Origin of the sequence: Mycoplasma sp. Pen4, from assembly GCF_014352955.1 — a bacterium.
Lineage (GTDB): Bacteria > Bacillota_I > Bacilli_A > Mycoplasmatales > Metamycoplasmataceae > Mycoplasmopsis.
Genome location: NZ_CP060691.1, coordinates 644,315 through 667,523, shown reverse-complemented (window position 1 = coordinate 667,523; position 23,209 = coordinate 644,315). Strand labels below are relative to the sequence as shown.

The following is a 23,209-nucleotide window of genomic DNA, read 5'->3' as shown; positions in this document are numbered from 1 at the left end:
GGTAAAATGCCAGAATATCCAGAAGTCACAACTGTTACTAACACATTGAATAAAATTATTCCAGGTTCAAAAGTGATAACAGTTGAAGTTTTAAAAGACAAATTAATTAAAAATACAACAGTTGAACACTTCAAAGAAATTTTTGAAGATACAACAATTACAAAAATAGAAAACATTGGTAAATACATAGTTTTTTACTTAGATACAGAAATTAGAGTGATTTCACACTTAAGAATGTCAGGTAAATATTTCATTTATAACTATGCACAAGTTAAAGAACGTAGAAAAAATCCATTATTACATGATTATGTATTTTGATATTTAAATAATGATAAAGTAATGATTTATAATGATGCTCGTATGTTTGGTGCGTTTGATATTATTGAAAAAGACGACACTAGAGATTTATATACTATAAAAAACCTAGCACATCTTCCGGGTGAAGTTGATGTTGATGCTTTATATGCCAAAACACAAAAGAAAAGAGTAAGCATTAAAAAAATATTACTTGATCAATCTTTAGTACTTGGAATAGGGAACATTTATGCTGATGAAACTTTACATTTAGCTAAAATATATCCAATGACAAAATGTAATTTAATATCTAAAGAGCAACTCAAAGAACTCTTGAACATAGCTCAAAAAATAATGGACAAGAGCATCGAACTAGGTGGAAGTAGCGTTCAAACTTACACTTCAGTGAACGGTGTTGTGGGTTCATATCAACATTACTTAAATGTATATAATCGTCAAGGTAAAACATGTCGTACATGTAAACGTGCAGAAATTGTTAAAGTGAGATTAGACAATGCACCAAATGGTCGTGGTACAAGTTATTGTCCAAATTGTCAAAGGGAAGTTAATGAATAATAAACCCTTAGTTATAGTAGTAGACATGTTAAATGGATTTATAAAACACGGTCCATTAGCATCTAAAAATATTGGTGAAATTATTCCAACAATTAAAAACGTTATTGAAAATCACGATGATACAATATTCGTTTCAGATCATCATTCAGAAAATGATTTAGAAATGAAATATTATCCAGAACATTGTCTAGCAGGAACAGATGAATCTGAAATTGTAGATGAACTTAAACAATTCGCACATAAAATTTACTATAAAAACACAACAAATGCCTTTTGAGATTTACCTTCATCTCTATGAGAACAATACAATGAATTTATTATTGTAGGTTGTTGCACTGATATATGCATTTTAAACCTTGCAATAACATTAAAAACATTCTTAAATAAAATTAATTCAGATAAACAAGTTATTGTATTAGATGATGCCGTTGCAACATTTGATACTAAAGAACATCCAGCTAAAAAAGCACATTTAAGTGCATTAGAAATTATGAAATCATCAGGAGTTAAAATTCAAAGATGAGAACAGTAGATTTACACGGTCTAAGAACCGAAGAAGCAATGATTGAAGTAGTTAATCAATTATATGAATTAGATAATCATAAAATATCTTCAATTACCTTTATTACAGGAAATGGAACGGGTGCCTTAAAAGCCGCACTTGAATCATTACTAGAAAAAAATAATTATAATTATAGTATCTTCAACAATGGTGGGGCTTATATAGTTACACTAAAAGAAACACAAAATAATTACTATATCGAAGATGAAGGTGTAATTGATGATGAAGATATCGAAGACATATTTAACGATATAGAAATATAAGAGAGAATATTATGTACCATTCGAAATTAAACATTAGACAAACACAAAGTGCTATTCAAGATTTAAAATTAATTTTCCAAGAAGAACTTAAAAAACACCTTAATTTAACTCGTGCAACTGCTCCATTATTTGTGGCGCAAAAAACAGGTTTAAATGACGGTTTATGTGGTGAAGAACCGGTTTGATTCTTAGATCACCAAAATCAAGAAAGATTAGAAGTAGTTCATTCATTAGCTAAATGAAAACGTGATGCACTTAAAAAATATAACTTTCTTCCTTATGAAGGCTTATATACAGATATGAATGCCATTCGTAAAATGGAAAATTTAGATGCACTTCACTCATATTATGTTGATCAATGAGATTGAGAACAAGTAATTTTAGCAAAAGATAGAAACTTAGATTACCTTAAGAAAACTGTTAGAAAAATTTATCAAGTTCTGAAAGATACAAAAAGAATCTTAAAAGAAACATATTATCAACTTGAAGATGAATTACCAGAAGATATTTTCTTTATTAGTGCACAAGAATTAGAAAACTTATATCCAAATAAAACAATTTCAGAAAGAGAAAGACTCATTGCAAAAGAACACGGTGCAGTGTTCATTTACCAAATTGGTCATAAATTAGATTCTGGTTTAATTCACTCACAACGTGCATTTGATTATGATGATTGAAACCTTAATGGTGATTTAATTGTTTACTCAAAAGTTTTAGATGATGCAATTGAATTATCTTCAATGGGAATCAGAGTTGATCAAAATTCAATTGTTTCACAAAGCGGTTTAACCAAAGATCAAGTAATTGAGTTATCACCATATCATAAGAACATTATTACAAACAAATTACCACTCACAATTGGTGGGGGAATTGGTCAAAGTCGCGTAAGTATGTTTCTACTTGAAAAAGCACATATTGGCGAAGTTCAAGCAAGTCACTGGCCTGAAGAGTACCGTGAAGAGATGCTTGAAAAAGGAATTGAATTATTATAATAGCAAACACCTAACATTCAGGTGTTTTTTCCTAACTTTTACCCTATAAAAAAGTTCAAAAAATACTCTTTTGTTTCAATTGTGGAATTTTTTTCATAAATATTGTGAAAATATTAAATAATCTCAAAAATAAGAATAATATAAAGGTGTGGAAAAGTTACCACAAACATCAAAAATTAAAGGGAAGAACTATAAATGAAAAAAATTATTAAATACATTTTACCAGTTGCAGGTGCAACTTCAGTTATTATGCCATTATCAATGGTTGCTTGTGGAAACACTGAAACAACTAAAACTGAAAAAGTTGAACCAACTACTCCAATAACAGATGGTGCAAAAGACGCAAAAATCGCTGAACTTGAAGGAAAAATCGCAACACTTAGTGGTGAAAAAACAACTCTTGAAGGCCAAGTTGCTACATTAACTTCTGAAAAAGCTACACTTGAAGCTGATAAAGCAAGATTAACAACAGAAAGAGGATTCGCAACAGAAATCACTTCTGATTTATGGAACTCATTCTCAAGTGAAAAAACTGTTATGGGATTACAAACATACAGATTCGCTAAAGATGCATTTGACAAAATGATTACACAAACTAATGCTGAATTAGATAAAGTACAAGTTGGAGATACAATTACTGTTACAGCTCCAACAGAAGGAAAATTCATTCCTGTTGTATTCATGGATATTGATGATACAGTATTAAACAACTTCAACTTCCAAAACTACAATGTTGTTAAAAATGTAGGATTTGATCCAAAAGAATGAACAGAATTTGTTGAATCTGCTTCATCAAAAATCATTGCCGGCGCAGTAGACTTTATGAAATACGTATGATCGAAAGGTGGGGTTGTAATGTTCAACTCAAACCGTCAACAAGCTACTGAAAAACAAGGTACAATTGAAAATCTTAAAAAATTCGGTTATGATGAAAAATACATGCCATCATGAGTATGATGAATGAAAGGTGTAGATGCATCTGCTGAAAAACCATGAGACACAACAAATGGAAAATCTTCTAAAGAAGAAAGAATGAAAAGAGTTAATACAACAAAAATTGATATTAACAATAATAGCACACCAATTCAATTCAAAGTTGTAATGAGAATTGGAGACGATATTTCTGACTTCAATGACAACTTCTCAAAAAGCAAACCAGAAGGTAGAAAGAAAGCAATTTCTGCAGAAGATATTATTGCTGAATTAAACAAAGATTCAAACAACTATGGTAAATTATTTGGAAACTTAGACCCGGCATTAATGGGTGTTTACTACAACCCAACAAGCAAAACATGAGAAGCTGAAGATCACGCAGAATCATACATTTTAATTGCAGGAAACGAAAGTTATGGAACATGAGTTAAAAACGTTCTTGATGCTTACGTATCATACGATGGAGCAATTGAAAAAATGAAAACTTGAATGTGAGAAGGTCCAGCTCCAAAACCTGCTACTGATGCAACACCAGCACAATAATTTTTACTAAACTAATAAAAGTTCTATTTAAAAATATAACCACTTGCATATTGTGAGTGGTTTTTTGTGGAAAATGTGGAAACAATAACAACAACGTAAAACTTTCTTTTATAATATTTAATACAAGAATATTTAAGGAGAGAAATGAAAAAAATCAACAAATTCTTATTACCTGCAGCATTAGCAGGTAGCTCATTATTCGCTTTAACAGCAGCAGTTTCATGTCAAGTCTCAAAAACATCTGACGATGATAAAGCAAAAATAAAAGAGTTACAAGATAAAATTACTGAATTAGAAAAAGAAAGTAGCAAAAAAGATATTGCAATTGAAAGTATCAAAAAGAGAGCAGCAGAAAGTGCTCCAGCATCAAAATATGGCTCAACTGCATCATCAAATATTTGAAACTCTTTAAGTGCAGATAAACACATCGCAACAAGACAAGCATATGAATTAGCAAAAATATCTTTCGATAAAATGATTACACAACCTAATGCAGTTACAAACAAAGTGCATGTAAATGACAATAATGTAACAATTGATCAAACAGAAGGTGACGAATTTATCCCTGTTGCATTTATGGATATTGATGAAACAGTTCTTAATAATTTCAAATACCAAAACTACCTTTTTGTAAATCAAAAAACACATAGTCAAAAAATATTTGAAAAATATACAGCAAAAGCTATCTCAACTGAAGTACAAGGTGCTTTAGACTTTATTAGACACGTGTTTAATAAAGGTGGGGTTGTAATGTTCAACTCAAACAGAACACAATTAACGCAATTAGAAGGTACTATTCAAAACCTTAAAAATATCGGTTTAGAAGATAAATATATTAACGATTTCTCATGATGAATGAGAGGTGTAGATTTATCTGCTGAAAAACCATATTTAGCACCAACTAGAGAAAGAAATTCTAAAGAAACAAGAATGAACTTTATTAACGAAAATAAAATCAATATTAATGGAAAACAAATTCAATTCAAAGTTGTTATGAGAGTTGGAGATGATATCTCAGATTTCAATGATGACTTTACAAAATCAAAAAGTCCATACAAAATCAAATTAGAAGATTTAACAAAGTCAATTGAAAAACAAGATGAATTTGGTAAATTATTCTTCAACATGGACACAAATGTAAAAGGTGTTAAATTTAACAAAACATCAGAAACACCTTCATGAACACAAGAAGATCACTCAGAATCATACATTTTCATCCCAGGAAATGCTACACATGGTTCATGAAATACAATCGTTTATGGTGGTCACAGTCTAGATTATCCTAAAGCAGTTGAAGTCGCTAAAACATTCATGTGAGACGGTGAATAATAAACAAAAGAAATGCCCACGGGCATTTTTTTCTATTAATATTGATACTGAACTTATAACACTAGGACATAGATGTTTTAGTAAAACAAGATTGAATCATTTAATCAATGAAACCACAAACTTTAATATAAAAAATAAATATGGTAAAATAATTACGTATGTCATATAAAACTTATAAATATAAAATTAAAAAAAGCCTATTAAAACTAGGTTTAGTTAGTTCGATAATCACCTTACCAGCTATGTCTGTTTCATGTTTACAATCACCAAAAGGTAGATTTGATTCATGATTAGAGACTTCAAAAGAGTTCTTAAAACAACTAGATAATAATTTAAATGAGAATAATAAAAACGATTACAAACCTTATTACAAGTATTTAAAAGCAGCATTCCAAAATACTGTAAATCAGATTTCAAATGTTAACAAAACAGTTGATTCTGAAAATGAAAGTTTAGGTTCAAAATATCTAGATTATTCAGCTATTTTAGAATCAAGATATCAAGGATCATTAGAATTTAAAAAAATATTAGATTCCGATCCATCTTTATACAATCTAGAGCGTTTCGATATCTTAGAAGCATATAGAATAATCTATGGTGCTAATGAACGTAATATGTCAAACTACAATTCACTTTACAAATATGTTAATGAAGAGTTGTCTAGTAGACTTTCTAATGAAAAAGATAAATCAACAATTAATAAAAATTACTCATTTATTTTTCAACAATCAAAAAGATATATCACTGATCTAGTTGAAGAATTCATTAAGAAGAACAAAGAATACCAAAACGCCTTAGCCCAAGTCTTAAAAGAAATAGATGCAACAGAATCTGATCCTACTAAGTTTGATCAATTAATTAATCAAATAGTTGATGTAATGAAAAAAGCAAATAATGAAAATAATATGTTCTATATTAAAAAAATAACAGTAATTAAAACCTTATTTAATTCAACTGTTGAATTATCCGAAAAATTCAAAGAAATATATATCTACTTTAGAAATAACGTTTTATTAAAGTGATTAACAATTTTCTACCAAACCGAAGAATTTAAAGATATGCCAGAAGCTTTTGCCAAGAGATTAATTTACAACAATAGTAGCGAGATTAAACAATTTATTAGTTTCTATAATTCAAGTTATAGAAAAGTACAAGACTTTTTAGATCAAGTAACATCTAATGAAACACTTAGTGATGAAGAACTTCAAAAAATTGATTTATTAAGTAATGACATAAATAGTTATATAATAATTAGTAATACTTTTTCAGAGGAATTCCAAAGGAATTTTGATGAAACTATTACTAAAATTAACCAAGAAAAGCACAAAACAATATAAGATGTTTATGCTTAGTGAAATACAAGTTATATTATAAAAAAGGAGAAAATATTATGCTTATAGGAAACTCAAGAGTTGCAATTGATGCAATTGAAAAATACGATAACATTGTTATCTTCCACCACATTCGTCCAGATGGTGACTGTATGGGATCACAATTCGGACTTGCTGAATTAATTAGAACAAACTACCCAGAGAAAAAAGTTTATACAGTTGGAAATAACAATGGTTTATTTGACTTTATGGGATACGAATTCGTTTCATACGATGAAATCGACTTCACAAACTCACTTGCAATCGTTTTAGATGCTTCAAGTGGTGACAGAATTGAATGTTCAGATTTATTATATGAAAACAGAACAACAGCAAAACTTAGAATTGATCACCACCCTAACTCAGCTGATATCGATTACGATTACAACTGAATCGATGAACACTATGTTGCGGCAGCAGAAATGGTGGCACAAATTGCTTATGACGCTAAATGAAAAGTTACTCAAAAAGCTTCAGCACACATTTACTTGGGAATTAACACAGACTCAGGAAGATTCTTATACCCTGATACATCTGCTAGAACACACAAATTAGTTGCGTTTTTAATGGAAAATGGATTCCACCCATCTGAAATTTTAAGAGAATTATCAAAACGTACATTCAAAGGAATTAAAATCGTTGGAGAAATTCTTTCAGGATTCAAAAAAGAAGGAAGAGTTTTATACTACGAAATTACTTCAGAAACTCTTGCTAAATATGGAATGGATTCATTTGAAGCTTCACAATATGTTAATGAATTAGCTAATATTGAAGACAACTCATGTTGAGCATTATTCATCCAATTAGAAGATGGTTCAATTCGTGCTAGATTACGTTCAAACGGACCATTAGTAAACAACGTTGCAAGATTATACAACGGTGGGGGTCACGACAATGCCGCTGGTGCAACATTACAATCATGAGACCAAGTAAAAGATGTTCTTAAAGCATTAAACGAAGAAATCGTTAAATGAGAAAGTAAATAATATATGGTTATTGGAAATTTAAAATTAGTTACTGATGAATTACTTAAATATGACAGCATTGTAATTTTCCACCACATTCGCCCAGATGGTGATTGTTTAGGTTCACAATTTGGACTTGCAGAATTATTAAGAACAAACTTCCCAAATAAAAAAGTTTACACAATCGGTGATTCTAAAGGCTCATTTTCATTCTTAGATTTAAAAATGGATGAAATCCCAGGTGATGAAGTTCTTAAAAACTCTCTTGGTGTTATTGTTGATGCCAACTTTAAAGAAAGAATCGAATGTAGAGAAGTTTTAGATAAAAACATCTTTAAGCAAGTTATCCGTATTGACCACCACCCAAATGATGATGATTTAGGTGATGATTGTGTACGTTGAGTTGATTCATCATACTCAGCTGCAGATGAAATGGTTACAGAAATTGCTGTTGTTAATGATTGAAAAATTACACCTAGAGCAGCAAATTTACTTTACTTAGGAATTAACACAGACTCAGGAAGATTCTTATTTAATAACACTACAGCAAGAACTTTAAAATTAGCCGCTGAACTTTATGAAGCAGGATTAGACGCTGATTTTGTTCACAGAAACCTTGCTAAAGTTACATTAGATGATTTAAAATATAATTCATGACTTCTTTCAAGTCTTAAAACACGTGATGGTGTAGCATACATCCAAAATTCACTTCAAGATACATTGAAAATGGGTAAAACACCACAAGAATCAGTTCGTGTTAACTCAATCGCTAACATCGATGGTTATCCATTCTGAGTACAGTTCACAGAAGAAAACGATGGACGTGTACGTGTAGAATTTAGATCAAATGGACCAATCGTTAGAAACGTTGCCGTTAAATGAGGTGGCGGGGGCCATGAAAGAGCCTCAGGTGCTATGATTGATTCAATGGATTTAGTCGAAAATGTTATTGATGACTGTATCGCAGAAGTAAAACGTTGAAAAGAAGAAAAATAGGTTGCAATGCAACTTATTTTTTAATGTGAAAAAATATGGAACACCTACTATAAAGGCACAAAAGTTTTATAATATTATTATCAAATATATTAAAAGGAGATAAATATGGAAGCATGACAAATAATATTAATTATTTTCGGAGTGCTATTACTAATATTTGCTATTTTCTTAATTGCAAAATCAATCGTAATTGTACCTGAAACACAGTTTGTCGTAATTCAAAAATTTGGTAAATTTACAAAAATCCTTGAAAGAGGATTTCACATGATTATTCCAGTTATTGAAAAAATTGCCGTCAGAGACAATTGCAAGGAAAAAGTTTTTGACTTCCCGGCACAAAGTGTAATTACTCGTGATAATGCTACAATCAAAGTTGATACAGTTGTATATCTTAAAATAGTAGATCCAAAACTTTATGCATATGGAGTTGAAAAACCTATTTTCGCTATCGAAATGCTTACAGCTACTACTTTAAGAAACTTAATTGGTGAATTAGAACTTGATGAATCTCTTACATCTAGAGAAATAATCAATGCTAAATTAACAAGAATCCTTGATGAAGCTAGTGATAGTTGAGGAATTAAAGTAAACAGAGTTGAAATTCAAAATATCACACCACCAAAAGAAGTTCAAGAAGCAATGATTCGTCAAATGCAAGCCGAAAGAGATAAAAGAGCTAAAATTCTTGAAGCTGAAGGTATTAAACAAAGTTTAATCCTTAAAGCAAGCGGGGAAAAAGAAAGTACCATCTTAAATGCTGAAGCTAAAAAGAAAGAAACAATTCTTGAGGCAGAAGCGAAAAAAGAAAAATTCATTCTTGAAGCTGAAGGAGAACGTGAAGCAATAGATTTAATTAATAACTCAAAATTAAATCCATACATTTTACAACTTAAAGCAATTCAACAACTTAAAGAACTTGCCAATGGTAAAGCAACGAAAATTATCATCCCACCAAACTTAGCAGATGTTACGAAAGTTATTGCAGCTGGAGCTTCAATTTTCGAAGAAGTTACTAACAAACCTAAGAATTAAATAATTACTATGAGCACCACTATTAAGTGGTGTTTTGCTTTGTTTTGCAAAAAAATAAGAGAATTTTTCTTAAAATTACATTTTTTTGAATTATCTTTTGTTTTGTTTTTTTTTTTTTTTTTAGAATAAAAGCAGTTGATTAATGAAGTTTTAATCTTGAATCAACACTGAAACACACATACAATTTAAAAGGAAAGAAATGAAAAAAATTAAAACATTATTAACAAGCATGGCATTAGCAACATCACCTATAGTTTTACCATTAGTTGCAATTTCATGTTCTAGTTCTGAAACAGAAAATAACCCTGATATTAATGGTAAGAATTCAGATTCAAAAAATAATTTAGAAACTAATGATAATTTAAATAATAATCCCAAACCAGAAACAGGACAACCAGAAGTTAAACAACCAGTAACAAATACTAAATTAGAAACATTAAAAAGAGAATTAAAAGAAAAATTAATTCAATTAAAAAACTTAAAAGATGATATCTTAGCAAACCCAGAAAAATATACAAACATAGCAAGTACTGCTCTAAAAACAGCTAAATTAACAACAGAAATTACTAAATTAGCGAAAAAAATGTCTAAAGAATTTAAAAACAAATCAGAGGCAGAAAAAGCTATTCAAAATTTATACAAAGAATCTGGTATAAATTTTCCAAACGCAAATTTAGATAATTAATAAATAAATTTTATAAATTAAAAAGTACGGTCAAGATTTAAAATCTGGTTCTGTACTTTTTGTTTTATACATTAAATTTTAGCAATATCACATAAACATAGTAAAATTAGATAACATTTTAATAAATAGGAGAATAAATGAAAATAAGAAACATTTTATTTACTTTAGTTTTATCTAGTTCAATATTAACTTCGGTTGCTATAGTTGGATGTAATACTATCACAAATTCAGATAACAAAAAAGACAACAAGGATACAATAAAAGATCCCAAGAAAGATAAAGTTGAAATTAAAGATGATAAACAACCAGAAAAACCTGAAACAACAGATAAAAATATAGAAAACAAAGAACCAACGACACCGTCAAATAATATTTTAGAGCAATACAAAAATACTCAAGATATAGACGGTTTCTTAAAAAGCACCAAATATGCTGATGTACTTAAAATATATGATTGACATAATAAAGGTCTAGCACATAGTGCTTATGGTATTTTAAAACCTTTCCAAAAAGATAACATTAATGTAACTAATATTAAAATAACATCTTTAGATGATTCAGAAGGAACATTAATATTAAAAATGTCTGGAACAATTGATCAAATGCCTTTTGAAGCTAGCGATATTGCAGTTACAGGTTTTTCAAAACCTGCAAGAATATTTACAACAAATGTGGTATTTGATAAAAATTACTACATTGAAAATAAAATTCTTAAATCTGACTTATCAAAAATGACACAACAACAAATTATTGATTCATTAACCACATTTGAAGGATCGACCCTTATTGATCCAAATAATAATGGAATACTATCTTATGATTTATTAGACTTAATTAAATCAAACAGTGATGAAATTCATGTTGAGAATATTTCTTTTATTGACGGTAAATTACATGTTGATATTCGTCAAAGACTTATGCAAGTTAATGAAGAAAATATCACATATTCATTTACAAGTTTATTAAACAAAACATTAGATTATAGTCCATCATATTCTAAAATGGATATCTTAAATTATGTTGCAGATAATAAAATGATTTCCGGTCTTAATAATGAGGCACAAAATAAAGAAAATATCTTTGCGTCATTTTGAACCAATATTTTCTACAAAGACAATCAACAAGTTGGAATTGATTTTTATCAAATTGATCCAGAATGAACTCAATGATATGATTTTAATGACAATCCTGAAACAAACTCACAAAAAACCACTATAGAACCTGTTATCTATAAACTTAAACCAAATGATCTAGAAGGTAAATTATATATCTCACAAAAACTTATATGAAAAGATTCAAGCAACCAAATTGAAGCAGAATCTGAAGGTAAAGAATATACAATTCAAGGCTTTAAACAATTATCAGAGTCAGAATTAGCATCACATGTTAATGTTTTACTTAGTGATAGTTTTATTAAGAATTTATCAAGAGTTTACCAAAGCCATACATCAGTTACTGAATTCACATCACCACAAGAAGTTGCAAAATTATTCAAAACGCATTTAACAAATGATGATGCTAACTTTGAAATCACAATTATCAGACCATTTGATCCATCCAATTCTGTTGATGAATCAAATAATGAAAGACCAAATTCAAACATTAACGTTTTTTGAAGATTTGATCAAGATAGCGAATATCAAGATCTCTTAGGAGATGGTATTTATGATCCACGTTCATCAGTGATTGGATTTAGTTCTGAACGTGATTTCTTAGGTATCTCTGGAATGAGTTTATCTAATATTGCAATCAAGATAAATAACTATGATCAAACAACTAACAAAATCGATGTAACATTAAAACTTAATATTAACATTGGAATCAATAATTCCACAGAAACAAACTTAGAATATAAAACTGTGATCATCCCAATTGAATCATCAGTTGTATACACAATTAAAGAATAATCAAAAACTACACCAACGTATTAAACGTTGGTTTTTTTGTACAAAAATATATAAAAAATAAGCAAGTTTTTACTTGCTTATCTGCATATGCTAATTAATTAAGCTTCTTTTGCAATTTGAACTAACATTGAGAATGTTTTTGGTTCATTAATAGCTAATTCTGAAAGCATTTTACGGTTAATTGTAACGTTTGCTCTTTTAAGACCATTAATAAATCTTGAGTAGCTCATTCCTTCTGCTCTAGTAGCAGCATTGATACGAGCGATTCATAATTTACGGAAGTTTCTTTTAACTTGTTTACGGTCTCTGAATGCGTATGTTCATGATTTAACAACTGCTTGTTTAGCAACTTTATAACCGATTGATTTGTGTCCAAAGTATCCCTTAGCTAATTTTAATCATTTTTTACGTCTTGCTCTTGTAACTGTTCCGCCTTTAACTCTTGCCATATTTATATGTCCTTTCTAATTTTAAAATGGTTTGTCTTGAAATTATAAAATCGATATTAATAACAAGATTAGATCAATGCTTTAAATCTTTTAAGGTCGCTTTTTGACATTTGAACAGATTTTCTTGATTGACGTTTTTGTTTTGTTGTTTTGTTTTGTGCTAAGTGTGAACGGTAAGCTTGTTCTCTCATGATCTTACCTGTTCCTGTAACTTTAATACGTTTTTTTAACGCACTTTTAGTTTTCATTTTTGGCATTTAATTCTCCTTCTTTAGTCTCTTGATTTTGTTGATCTAGAGTCTTTTCTTTAAGATATTTAGTAACTTTTTGTTTATTTGGTTGGAGATTCATGTCAAGGAAACGATCGTTAATTAATTTAGGTTCTGTAGTGATATCTGCGATATCTGCTAATGTAGAATAGAATTTTTCTAATGTAGCATGACCTAAATCTTTTCTACCAATTTCACGTCCTCTTAATTTTAATGAGACTTTGATACGGTCACCTTTTAATAAGAACTCTCTAGCCTTACGACTTTTTGTCATAAGATCGTTTTCCCCAATCATTGCTGTTAAACGAACTTCACGGTTTTGAATGATTGTTTGTTTCTCTTTTTGTTCTTTCTTTTTCTTCTTACGGTCATATTTGAATTTACCGTAATCTAAAATACGACAAATAGGTTTAGGATCAACGCTAATTAAAACTAAGTCCATTTTGTAGCTTTTAGCTAATTCAATTGCTTCTTTTGTATATTTAACACCAATTTTTTCACCATCGGGTCCAATAACAAATACTTGTTTGAATGGAATTAATTCGTTGATGTAGTGCTCTGAAGCTGGTTTTTTTCCTCTTGGTTGAATAATAACTCCTTTAAATAACTCTTTTTGAGTGGTTTTACCACTTCTCTACTAAAAAAGGTATCAGAATTATGATACGTTTAATTGTAGCTAAACCCAAGGCTATGGCCATCAGGTGAGAAGTGAATTCTACTTTCTGCAATATAAACTGTGATTGCTTTTATATTTTAACAAAATTAACGCAGTTTCAAAGTCTAGGAAGTAGCTAGAGTGGCAAAAAACGCATTTCAATAACTCTATAGCATAGGAGTTTTAGTTTTTTAGAAAAAATAATTCAAAAAAAGAAAAAAATATTTATTAAAAATAGTTAATTTTTAGCATTATTTTATAATTTACATATGAAAAAAATACATAGGAATTCATTTAGTTGAGAAGTAAAAAAAGAAGTAATTAATAATGTTACTAAAAATCAAGAAATTATCGCTTTTATTAGCGGTCTTCTTTACTCTAGCGCTGAAATAGTCGATGATGCTTATGTATTTATGATTAAAAATGAATATATTCTTGATAAAGTTATTCGAAAGTTTAAGAAAATTAAAGTTAATATCATCTCAAAAAGTAATTGAAAAACAAAACTTGCAGTTAAGGTTAAAGACTTTAAATTATCTGAAAACATTGAATACAAAGATTATTTAACTTCATTCTTTGCTGGTGTTTTTTGTGGTAGTGGAAGTATCTCTGGTAAAGAATCAACATCATATCACCTTGAAATTTCTTCACATAATACACAACATTTACAAAAAATTCAAGAAAAACTTAATCAGTATGAATTTGGTTTTCATATGTTAAAAAGAAAAAATAAATCAATCATTTATATCAAGCACAAAGACAAATTAATCGATTTTCTTTCTGCTATTGGAGCTAAAAACTCATGATATAAATTACAAAACCTTATCATTGAGAGAGATTTTAAAAATGTGACTAATCGGATCAATAATATTGATGTAAGTAACTTAAATAAAATTGCCAAAAGTACTTTAAAGCACAATGAAAACATTGAATACATTTTTGAGAATAACCTCAAGGATCAATTCAATGAGAATCAACTTAAATTATTTGAACTTAAACTTAGAAATGAAGGTCTTTCATTTACTGAATTAGTGTATATTCTAAATTCAGAATATGCCATACCTATAACCAAAAGCGGTGTTAACCACTGATTTAGAAAACTTGAAAAAACAGTTTTAAAACATAAAGAAAATCACTAGTTTGCGTAATTGTAACTAGTGATTTTTATTAAAAAAACAAGTCATAATAACGACTTGTATGCATACATTGTTATAGACTATTTGTTTTTGTTTACAAATGCATCTAAACGTGAGTGTTTTCTTTGACCTTTGTTAGCGTGGAAAACACCTTTTGATACAGCTTTAGAAATTGTTTTGTGAGCGAATGCAACTAATTCAGCTGCTTTTTCATTCTTAGCTAAAACTGCTTCTCTTGCTTTACGGATAGCTGTTTTTACACGTGATTTCATTGCTGCGTTTCTTTGACGTGCTGCTTCCATTTTAGCAATACTTTTAATTTTAGATTTAATGTTAGCCATAATATGACCTCCCTTTTTCTTTATATTTTGAAAAATCGTATATATTATAAACTAATTTATTAGTTTTAGATAATTCACATCAAGTGAATGAAAAGAATTATTCACCTATGTCATAGATAAAAACGAATTTTTGCACAAAAATATCTCATTTTGTTGTTTTTTAACTAAATAAAAAAGTGAATCAAATAACATTTTACATTCAGAATGTTTCATAAAGCCTTAACAAAGCGACTTTGATAAAATAATAATATCTAATAATATTTTTAAAAACTCCATGAATAAAAATTGGAGATTAGGAGGTAAATATAAAAAACAAAGAAGAGCAAAATATGATATTTAACAATGAAAAAGTAATACCGATAGAAGGTGGTTTTTTAGATAGAAAGCACCCTGATATAAGAGCAAATATGAATAAGAATTTAAAAATATCAGAGCAGAGTTAGACATTAAATGTAGAGTTTCATTATTTAATGAAATAAAATCACACCTAGATGTTTTTGATTCAATAGATTATGACAAAATAGCAAAATACTTTAGAAAAATACCGCCAATAAGAATAAGTGATATAGAAGAAATGAAAACAAATAATCATAAGGAATATAATCCAAGAAAAGGAGATACTGAATCAATCAACTTTTACAACTTTATTCAAGCATTTATTCTAAATCAGGATTATGTATGAGTTTTAGACTTCTTAGAATTTTTATTAAAAAAACTAAACAAGGATTACGCAAATTGTCGAAAACCAGAACCACCTTACGATGAGCCTACCGAAATTTGTGAAAATTTTAAAAGAGACGGGACAGTTGAACGAACAAATAATACATTTAAAGAAAATAGTATTGGTTATAGGGTGTTTAACAATTTAACTATTAATTCCATAATTGATGAAAATCAAATACAATCAATAGAAAATACTTTAAAAATCGATGATATTAGTACTCACATTTCTAAAGCATTAAGACATTTGAAAAAACAAGATTTTGAAAATTCAATTAAAGAATCAATAACAGACGTTGAATTATGTTGTTCAAAAATTGTGAATGAAAGTATTTCTGGTTTAAAGGACTTTTTTGCGAAACTTAAAAAGAAAAAAAGAAACTTAGAAATACATCCCGCTTTAGAAGATGGATATGTATCCTTATATGGTTGAACAAGTGATGCCAATGGTATAAGACACGCTGGAAGTTTAAAAAATAGAAAATCAGCAACCTATGAAGAAGCATTATATATGATTGTATCATGCTCGGCCTTCATAAATTACTTACAACAACTCAACAATAAAGAATAGAACTTAACTTTGTAAAATTCAACGCATTATATGTGTTGCATTTTTATTGCAACAAAAGATGGAATATTTGATTGATAATTTCCATGTTTGTTATATCTCATTCTTGATTTTGCTAAAATTTATATACATAAATCTTATAAGGAGGATTTAAAAATGAATAATAAAAATACACAAGAAGTCTTATTAAAAGACTACTTGGATAAAGTTGATAAATTACTTCCAACAGAATTTAACAATGATCAAAAAGAATTAGTTAAATTAATGTTAGAGTTAGTTAACGAAAAACAACCAAACAATTTACAAAATGCATATCAATTCCTAATCAATAGAATTAAATTAGGTTTTAGATTTGATGCTGCACCAGATGTGCCAAACAAAGATAAAGTTGTTATCTTAGAAAAAGATAAAACACGTTCATTTAAATTAAATGACCAAAAACCTCAAAACCAACTTATTATTGGTGAAAACTATGATGCTCTAAAAGCATTAAACTTAATAGAATGAGAGAGAGAGAGAGAGAGAGAGAGAGCATAGTCATGCTCCTCGCTATGATGTAATTTACATCGATCCTCCTTATAATACCGAAGCAACCAAAGAAGACGGAAATAGTCAAGATTATGAAAATACAGGTAAATTTGTCTACAAAGATAAATTTACTCAAAATGGTTGACTAAACATGATGAACGATAGATTGATACTAGCACGCGATCTTTTAAAGGAAGATGGTGTTATTTTTGTTTCAATTGATGATACAGAACAAGCTTATTTAAAGGTTTTAATGGATGGTATTTTTGGTGAAGACAATTTTATTTCTTCAATGCCATGAGTATCCAATTTAAAGGGTAGACAAGCAAACACGAATTTTGCACTAACCCACGAATACATAATTTGTTATAAAAAAAGTGATGCTTTTGAGTTTGATCTCTTAAACAACAATGAAATCACAAAATTAATGCCCAATATATATAAAGAAAGAACGGCAGAAATTAAAAAAGATCAATTCGGTGAATATATAACACAAAATAATTTAGAAAACTCAAATAGTATTTTCAACAAAGAAACAAGACCTAACCTATATTTTCCAATCTATATAAACCCTGAAGATTTTTCAATAAGTACCAAATATCAAAAAGATTGACACGAACTATTTCCACCAATTATTAAAAAAGTTCAAGGCGTTTGAAGATGATCAAAAGAAAAAGTAGAAAAAGAAAAATACAATCTAGAGGTCTTTTACAATAATCAAAAATATATTTTAAAAACTAAAAAACGAACTTTAGATTGAATAATTAAATCTACAATTCTTGGTCAAACATTAAATAATAAAAACGGCAATGATTTATTAGAATCATTAATCCAAGAAGAAAATGATAAAAAATTTAAGACTGCTAAACCAATTGATCTAATTACTTTTTTAATAAACCTACACCAAAATAAAAATGCACGTATCCTCGATTTCTTTGCAGGCAGCGGTACAACTGGACATGCAATTGAAAAACTAAATCGCGAAGACAACGGAAACAGAACATATACTCTTGTAACAAATAACGAAAACCAGATCGCTGACAACATAACTTATGAAAGACTTTTTAGAATAAGCCATGGTTTTGGAACTAAAAAAGAAACAATTAAATGAACAGACAAAAATGAACCATATAATTCTAATTTAGATGTTTTCAAAATTAAATACGATGATATTTCGCCATTAACTTCTAACCAAGAAGAACTTTTAAGCAATGTTTTAAATGATGTTAAACGAATGCTCGAAGATTTTGGTTTAACAGATATTCCAACCAATGAAGAAATCTTATATAAATTAAACCCACTAAAGGTGGTGAAATAATGACATTAACAAAGATTCAAGAACAAGCTGTTAATAAACTTTTAAGCCAATACCATAATGATTTTGGTATTTCATCATTTATTGCGCCAACAGGTAGTGGTAAAACATTTATGATAACTAAATTCATTGATAACATGATTACCCATAGTTATTCACGTAATGAGAAACTTATTTTTGTTATTGCAACAATATCAAGTGCCGCATTACCAGCACAATTTAAACGTAACATGGAAAAATATAAGTTCTACTTACAAAACAATCTTAATATTAGACATATTGAATCACCTTCAGTAAGCAGTAAAAACAAAAATGATTCCGATAGAGACTATGACATAGGCTTCAAAACTAACGATGTCATAATTTTTGGTAAATCATCTTTTGGTAAAAGTGCAATTTTTACAAAATTCCATATCATTGATAAATTTATTGCACAAGTTAAGAATGCTGGTTACAAACTTATTTACATTCGTGATGAGGCACATATCGGAGATACAGGAAAAGCAGATGGTCTTAAAAAAGATGAATTAACATTTGAAAATATGATTCAAAAAGAAGCAGATTATGTTTTAAAAATGTCTGCAACATTAGAAGAATTCGAAACAGATGATCCCGTTGTGATTACTGAAAAAGAATTATCAGAAGATGATGTAAAACTTTTAAAATGTAACAAAAAATTCAATTTAGGTTTAGATGATGAATTATCTAATGACCTAATTGGAAACGAAGATCTTTTAGATGTAGCATGCAGAGAATTCAAGAAAATTAAAGATATCTATTTTGATAAAGAAAAAGAACCAGGACTTGTCAAAATTAACCCAGCCATGTTAATCCAAGTTGATAATAGCAGCAAAATGAATAAAAATAAAGAAGCAAAATTCAAAGAAAACTTAAAAGTTATTATCAAAAAATTAGAAGAGCATAATTTAACTTATGTGACTTATTTTGGTGAAAAAAATGAAGACAACACATCTAATATACTAGGTGAAAATTCACTTGATCAAATTTCAAGAGATAACTCTGAAGTCGATGTAATTATCTTTAAAATAGGACCATCAGTAGGTTGAAATATACCTCGAGCATGTATGCTTGTACAACTTAGAAATGTATCAAGTCAAAATCTAACAATTCAAACCTTGGGTAGAATCAAACGTAATCCAAACCCGGAAATCACTAATACAAAATCAGCTGCTTTTGATTATTATATTTACTCAAATATTGACGAAAAATTCATTGATAGAGACAAATTAGTAATCAAAGATAAAATCAAAAAAGAAAAATTCAAATATGGTTTTATTGATACCAATAAATCAGAGAAAATTGATGATAACAATATTTATCAAGAATATATTTCTAAAATCCAAGAAGAATTAGAAGACAAAAATAGTCAATTATGCAAATACGTTGAATACGTTGATCGTCAAATTGAAAACTTTAAAAATAGAATAAACAAAGATGATCATTTTTACTTCAAAAATGGAGAGTTTCAATATTTTATTGGAAGTACTAAAAAAGTAACTAATGATAAAGAAATAATTGAAGAATACATCTATGACATAGTTTCAATGCAACTTTTTATTAATAATAGAATAGCTAAAAATAAGAAGTTTTTAAGTAACGAAATAATAAATTTAATTTTTGAAAAATTAAATGAGATGTCTAAAAAATATCAATTAATTAGTAAATTTATAATCATAAAAGTTTTCTTAAGTAAATTGAAAGAAATTTACCAAAAAATCGTTGCAGAAGTGCATAGCAAGATTGAATTTGACTCTGTTTTCTGTTTATCAGAAAACACCAAAGGATTACCAGAGTTCTTTGCACAAGTTAAAACAGAATATGCCAAAAAATTAAAGAAACTAGAAAAATATGCCTATGAGGCAATTGTTGAAGGCAAACAATTTGATTTATATTTAGATTCAAAACCAGAAGATATTTTTGTAAGTAAAGTGTTGAAAGTAGAGAAGAAATATTCAAACAAAATAAACTTCTACACTAAAAACCCAGTATTTGATGGTGTTTGATTTGAATATTTAGATAAAGAAAATAATATTAAGAAATCTTATCCTGATTTCATTATTAAATATTTAAAGAATAAAGATATCTCTCACACTTTATATGTTGAAGTTAAATCAAGAAATGATATTAATGCAGAGAAAACATCAAACATCATTGATGGTTATAAAAAATACATCAAAGAGCAAGATTATAAAGAAAATGAATCCATCACATTAATAGTTTGCAAAGTTGATATAAAAACACAAGATTTATTTCTTCAAGGTGTTTCACAGCACCCGGTTATACACCAAGTTCTTGAACGTGAAGCATTCTTCCGTGATGGTATAACTGATCTTTTCGAATACATTGAAAAGAACTAAGGAAAGGTAAAATGAAGAATAAAAACAGACAAGAAATTTTATTAAATGACTATTTAAACAAAGTAGATAACTTACTACCATGTGAATTCAATGATGGTCAAAAAGAATTAGTTAAATTAATCTTGGAATTAGTAAATAAAGAACAACCAAGCAACTTACAAAATGCATATCAATTCCTAATCAATAGAATTAAATTAGGTTTTAGATTTGACGCAGCTCCTGATGTACCAAATAAAGATAAAGTTATTATCTTAGAAAAAGATAAAACACGCTCATTTAAACTTGATAATCAAAAACCTCAAAACCAACTTATCATTGGCGAAAACTATGATGCCCTAAAAGCATTAAACTTAATTGAAGATACAAAACATAAAAGTCAAAATCCTAAATATGATGTAATCTATATAGATCCACCATACAACACTGAAGCAACAAAAGAAGACGGAAACGGTAGAGATTATGAAAACACAGGTAAATTTGTCTACAAAGATAAATTTACTCAAAACGGTTGGCTAAACATGATGAATGATAGACTGATACTAGCTCGTGATCTCTTAAAAAAAGATGGTGTTATTTTCGTTTCAATCGACGATACAGAACAAGCTTATTTAAAAGTTTTAATGGATGGGATTTTTGGTGAAGAAAACTTTATTACAAGTTTTATTTGACAAAGAACCTTTCATTCAAATAAAAACAACAATGGAAAGAAAATTTTTAGAAACGCAGAATATATTCATGTTTACTCAAAAAACTCAGATTCTATAAAGTTTTTTAACGAAGGAGAGAAAACAAACTTTTGTGATGCTCCATTAAAAAATCATTCAAATTCATTAAAGAAATTAAAATTCCCAATTAATTCTGTTTACTATAAACAAGATGATGCATGGAATAATGAAGAAATAGTGATTGAGTTTAAATCTAGATGAAACCAAGAAAAAATTAATTCTGAATTTTTAAATGGAACTACATATATTAGGGCGATAGAAAATTAAATAGGTTGATGCCTATTTTTTATTTTTAGCACTTTTGCTTTTTTGGAAAAATAACAAAACAAAATGAATTAAAGGTGGTTAGTTATGCTTTACAGAATGTGAGATCAAGATAAATATTGTTCTAATTTCTTTATCTTCTACAAAAGACATAATTCAAAACCATCAGCTTATCATGCTTCAAAAATGAATGGTTTATTTCATAAAACTGTTATAGAACAAGATAAGAAACTGCAAACAATGAAAATTTCATCATTGATAGATGCAATTTCTCAAAATAAAAGTTATATTTGCTCTACTGGTACAACAACAAGATTTATCAATATTGATATTGATGAAAAAGCAAATAGAATTTTTTCAACTCTTTTGAAGTACAACAATAAATTTTTCACAAAAAGTGATTTAAACAACAAAAATGATAAAGAAATGTTGTTTTTAAGGTATTTTTTACCTACTTTTTACTATGAAACTAATTCATCAACTGATACAAAAGCAAGAATTAGATTAGTTTATGCATTAGATCAAAATGTAAGTAAAGAATTAGCAACAAAAATTGTTGAAAAATTAATAATTGTGATTGAAAGCATTTTTAATTCAAAAATTGATACAGCATCTAAAAACATTAAGCAAATATTCTATGGTACATTGAAAAATGTCTTTTCAAACAAGAATATTAGAGTGTATAGTGCAGAAAAGTTATTAGAAATTTTGAATTATGTATTCAAACTTTTAAATTTAAGTGAAAAACACAGAAATTCTAGTTTTGGAATTACATATGATTTCAATAATTCTTTTGTATCTAACAACTATGATGAAGCATTATGAATTTATGTTGCATTATCAAAGCACAATAAAGAACATTTATTGATAACAAAGAAAAAATGAATAAAGAAATTTGAAGATACAATGAATCGCAGACCATACTTTAAAGTAAAACATAATACAAAAGGTTATGAATTATTAAATACTTACAAGAAATAAATTTAAAACAAAACAATTAAAGGAGATAAAGAGTGGAAATAACAAAAATAACACAATTTTTTGCAGAAAATGTTTCAGCAAGTGCTTCTGCAGTAAATGATAATCTTGCTTCTTCTATTTCATCATCTGTTTCAGGTGGGTTTAAGTCCTTACTTTCTGCAATTACAATACCTGTAATTATTGCATTAGTGGTATTTATTCTTTCTGGTGCTGTTTTATTGGCTAAAAAATTTATGAGAATATCCAAAACAGATCCAGAAAATTATAAAATGGAAATCAAAAAACTTTATTGATATATTGGTGGAATAATGGCTCTTTTCTTTTCACTAATATTCTTTATAGTAATGCAATCTAACAATTGATCAATTTTAGCAGATTACACTCCAAAAGCATTGTAAGTAATTTAACAAAACATCTTATTTTAGGTATAAAA

The 23,209-nt window shown here is 28.2% G+C and carries 24 protein-coding genes; 20 read left to right on the top strand and 4 right to left on the bottom strand.

Features of this window, described 5'->3' with window-relative positions:
- Positions 1-6: 6 nt before the first annotated feature.
- The 12 genes from mutM to H9M94_RS02605 all read left to right on the top strand — a co-directional run bounded on the left by mutM (position 7) and on the right by H9M94_RS02605 (position 12,447).
- Positions 7-870: a bifunctional DNA-formamidopyrimidine glycosylase/DNA-(apurinic or apyrimidinic site) lyase gene (gene mutM, locus H9M94_RS02660; protein ID WP_187469409.1), complete on the top strand. Its 864-nt coding sequence runs from the start codon at positions 7-9 to the stop codon at positions 868-870.
- A complete protein-coding gene (locus tag H9M94_RS02655; RefSeq protein ID WP_187469408.1) occupies positions 863-1,402 on the top strand; it encodes a cysteine hydrolase family protein in 540 nt (179 codons plus the stop codon). Before mutM ends, H9M94_RS02655 begins: the two co-directional genes overlap by 8 nt.
- On the top strand, positions 1,390-1,695 hold the full coding sequence (locus H9M94_RS02650) for a Smr/MutS family protein (protein ID WP_187469407.1): 306 nt from the start codon (positions 1,390-1,392) through the stop codon (positions 1,693-1,695). The genes H9M94_RS02655 and H9M94_RS02650 overlap by 13 nt, the downstream gene beginning before the upstream one ends.
- Before the next feature lie 11 nt (positions 1,696-1,706).
- Positions 1,707-2,687 carry an aspartate--ammonia ligase gene (gene asnA, locus H9M94_RS02645; RefSeq protein ID WP_187469406.1) on the top strand — a complete coding sequence of 327 codons (981 nt, stop codon included), beginning with the start codon at positions 1,707-1,709 and terminating at the stop codon, positions 2,685-2,687.
- A gap of 195 nt (positions 2,688-2,882) precedes the next feature.
- Positions 2,883-4,163: an HAD family acid phosphatase gene (locus H9M94_RS02640; RefSeq protein ID WP_187469405.1), complete on the top strand. Its 1,281-nt coding sequence runs from the start codon at positions 2,883-2,885 to the stop codon at positions 4,161-4,163.
- A 144-nt stretch (positions 4,164-4,307) separates the two neighbouring features.
- On the top strand, positions 4,308-5,492 hold the full coding sequence (locus H9M94_RS02635) for an HAD family acid phosphatase (protein WP_187469404.1): 1,185 nt from the start codon (positions 4,308-4,310) through the stop codon (positions 5,490-5,492).
- Between the two features lie 158 nt (positions 5,493-5,650).
- Positions 5,651-6,829 carry a hypothetical protein gene (locus H9M94_RS02630; protein WP_187469403.1) on the top strand — a complete coding sequence of 393 codons (1,179 nt, stop codon included), beginning with the start codon at positions 5,651-5,653 and terminating at the stop codon, positions 6,827-6,829.
- Between the two features lie 53 nt (positions 6,830-6,882).
- Positions 6,883-7,848 (top strand): bifunctional oligoribonuclease/PAP phosphatase NrnA, encoded by a 966-nt coding sequence (locus tag H9M94_RS02625; RefSeq protein WP_187469402.1) that lies wholly within the window; start codon positions 6,883-6,885, stop codon positions 7,846-7,848.
- A gap of 3 nt (positions 7,849-7,851) precedes the next feature.
- Complete coding sequence (locus H9M94_RS02620) at positions 7,852-8,823, top strand: bifunctional oligoribonuclease/PAP phosphatase NrnA (protein WP_187469401.1); 972 nt, start codon at positions 7,852-7,854, stop codon at positions 8,821-8,823.
- A 105-nt stretch (positions 8,824-8,928) separates the two neighbouring features.
- The gene (locus H9M94_RS02615; protein WP_187469400.1) at positions 8,929-9,855 is read left to right on the top strand and encodes an SPFH domain-containing protein; all 927 of its coding nucleotides are present in this window, start codon (positions 8,929-8,931) and stop codon (positions 9,853-9,855) included.
- Between the two features lie 199 nt (positions 9,856-10,054).
- Positions 10,055-10,540: a hypothetical protein gene (locus tag H9M94_RS02610; protein WP_187469399.1), complete on the top strand. Its 486-nt coding sequence runs from the start codon at positions 10,055-10,057 to the stop codon at positions 10,538-10,540.
- A 137-nt stretch (positions 10,541-10,677) separates the two neighbouring features.
- Positions 10,678-12,447: a hypothetical protein gene (locus H9M94_RS02605; RefSeq protein ID WP_187469398.1), complete on the top strand. Its 1,770-nt coding sequence runs from the start codon at positions 10,678-10,680 to the stop codon at positions 12,445-12,447.
- 98 nt (positions 12,448-12,545) lie between these two features.
- Here H9M94_RS02605 and rplT read toward each other — a convergent pair whose 3' ends face one another.
- From rplT to infC, 3 genes are all read right to left on the bottom strand, one after another.
- Positions 12,546-12,896 carry a 50S ribosomal protein L20 gene (gene rplT, locus H9M94_RS02600; RefSeq protein WP_187469397.1) on the bottom strand — a complete coding sequence of 117 codons (351 nt, stop codon included), beginning with the start codon at positions 12,894-12,896 and terminating at the stop codon, positions 12,546-12,548.
- A 68-nt stretch (positions 12,897-12,964) separates the two neighbouring features.
- Entirely contained in the window at positions 12,965-13,153 is a 189-nt protein-coding gene (rpmI, locus tag H9M94_RS02595; RefSeq protein WP_187469396.1) for a 50S ribosomal protein L35, read from the bottom strand.
- The gene (gene infC, locus H9M94_RS02590; protein WP_370576697.1) at positions 13,134-13,715 is read right to left on the bottom strand and encodes a translation initiation factor IF-3; all 582 of its coding nucleotides are present in this window, start codon (positions 13,713-13,715) and stop codon (positions 13,134-13,136) included. Before infC ends, rpmI begins: the two co-directional genes overlap by 20 nt.
- Before the next feature lie 374 nt (positions 13,716-14,089).
- On the opposite strand from infC, the gene whiA reads away from it, so the two are divergent.
- Positions 14,090-14,959: a DNA-binding protein WhiA gene (gene whiA, locus H9M94_RS02585; RefSeq protein ID WP_187469395.1), complete on the top strand. Its 870-nt coding sequence runs from the start codon at positions 14,090-14,092 to the stop codon at positions 14,957-14,959.
- Positions 14,960-15,036: 77 nt separating this feature from the next.
- Here the strand turns inward: whiA and rpsT are convergent, their stop codons facing one another.
- Positions 15,037-15,297 (bottom strand): 30S ribosomal protein S20, encoded by a 261-nt coding sequence (gene rpsT / locus H9M94_RS02580; protein WP_187469394.1) that lies wholly within the window; start codon positions 15,295-15,297, stop codon positions 15,037-15,039.
- Between the two features lie 574 nt (positions 15,298-15,871).
- Between rpsT and H9M94_RS02575 the strand changes: the two genes are divergently transcribed.
- The 7 genes from H9M94_RS02575 to H9M94_RS02545 all read left to right on the top strand — a co-directional run bounded on the left by H9M94_RS02575 (position 15,872) and on the right by H9M94_RS02545 (position 23,174).
- Positions 15,872-16,588, top strand: a complete 717-nt coding sequence (locus H9M94_RS02575; RefSeq protein ID WP_187469393.1) for an AbiJ-NTD4 domain-containing protein — start codon at positions 15,872-15,874, stop codon at positions 16,586-16,588.
- A gap of 153 nt (positions 16,589-16,741) precedes the next feature.
- Positions 16,742-17,122: a type III restriction endonuclease subunit M gene (locus tag H9M94_RS02570; RefSeq protein ID WP_187469392.1), complete on the top strand. Its 381-nt coding sequence runs from the start codon at positions 16,742-16,744 to the stop codon at positions 17,120-17,122.
- Positions 17,123-17,144: 22 nt separating this feature from the next.
- Positions 17,145-18,431: a site-specific DNA-methyltransferase gene (locus H9M94_RS02565; protein ID WP_222931581.1), complete on the top strand. Its 1,287-nt coding sequence runs from the start codon at positions 17,145-17,147 to the stop codon at positions 18,429-18,431.
- Positions 18,431-20,806 carry a DEAD/DEAH box helicase family protein gene (locus H9M94_RS02560; protein WP_187469390.1) on the top strand — a complete coding sequence of 792 codons (2,376 nt, stop codon included), beginning with the start codon at positions 18,431-18,433 and terminating at the stop codon, positions 20,804-20,806. Before H9M94_RS02565 ends, H9M94_RS02560 begins: the two co-directional genes overlap by 1 nt.
- Before the next feature lie 11 nt (positions 20,807-20,817).
- On the top strand, positions 20,818-21,798 hold the full coding sequence (locus H9M94_RS03620; protein WP_187469389.1) for a DNA methyltransferase: 981 nt from the start codon (positions 20,818-20,820) through the stop codon (positions 21,796-21,798).
- Positions 21,799-21,882: 84 nt separating this feature from the next.
- Positions 21,883-22,776, top strand: a complete 894-nt coding sequence (locus H9M94_RS02550) for a hypothetical protein (RefSeq protein WP_187469244.1) — start codon at positions 21,883-21,885, stop codon at positions 22,774-22,776.
- A 32-nt stretch (positions 22,777-22,808) separates the two neighbouring features.
- A complete protein-coding gene (locus tag H9M94_RS02545) occupies positions 22,809-23,174 on the top strand; it encodes a hypothetical protein (protein ID WP_187469245.1) in 366 nt (121 codons plus the stop codon).
- The last annotated feature ends 35 nt before the right edge of the window (positions 23,175-23,209 follow it).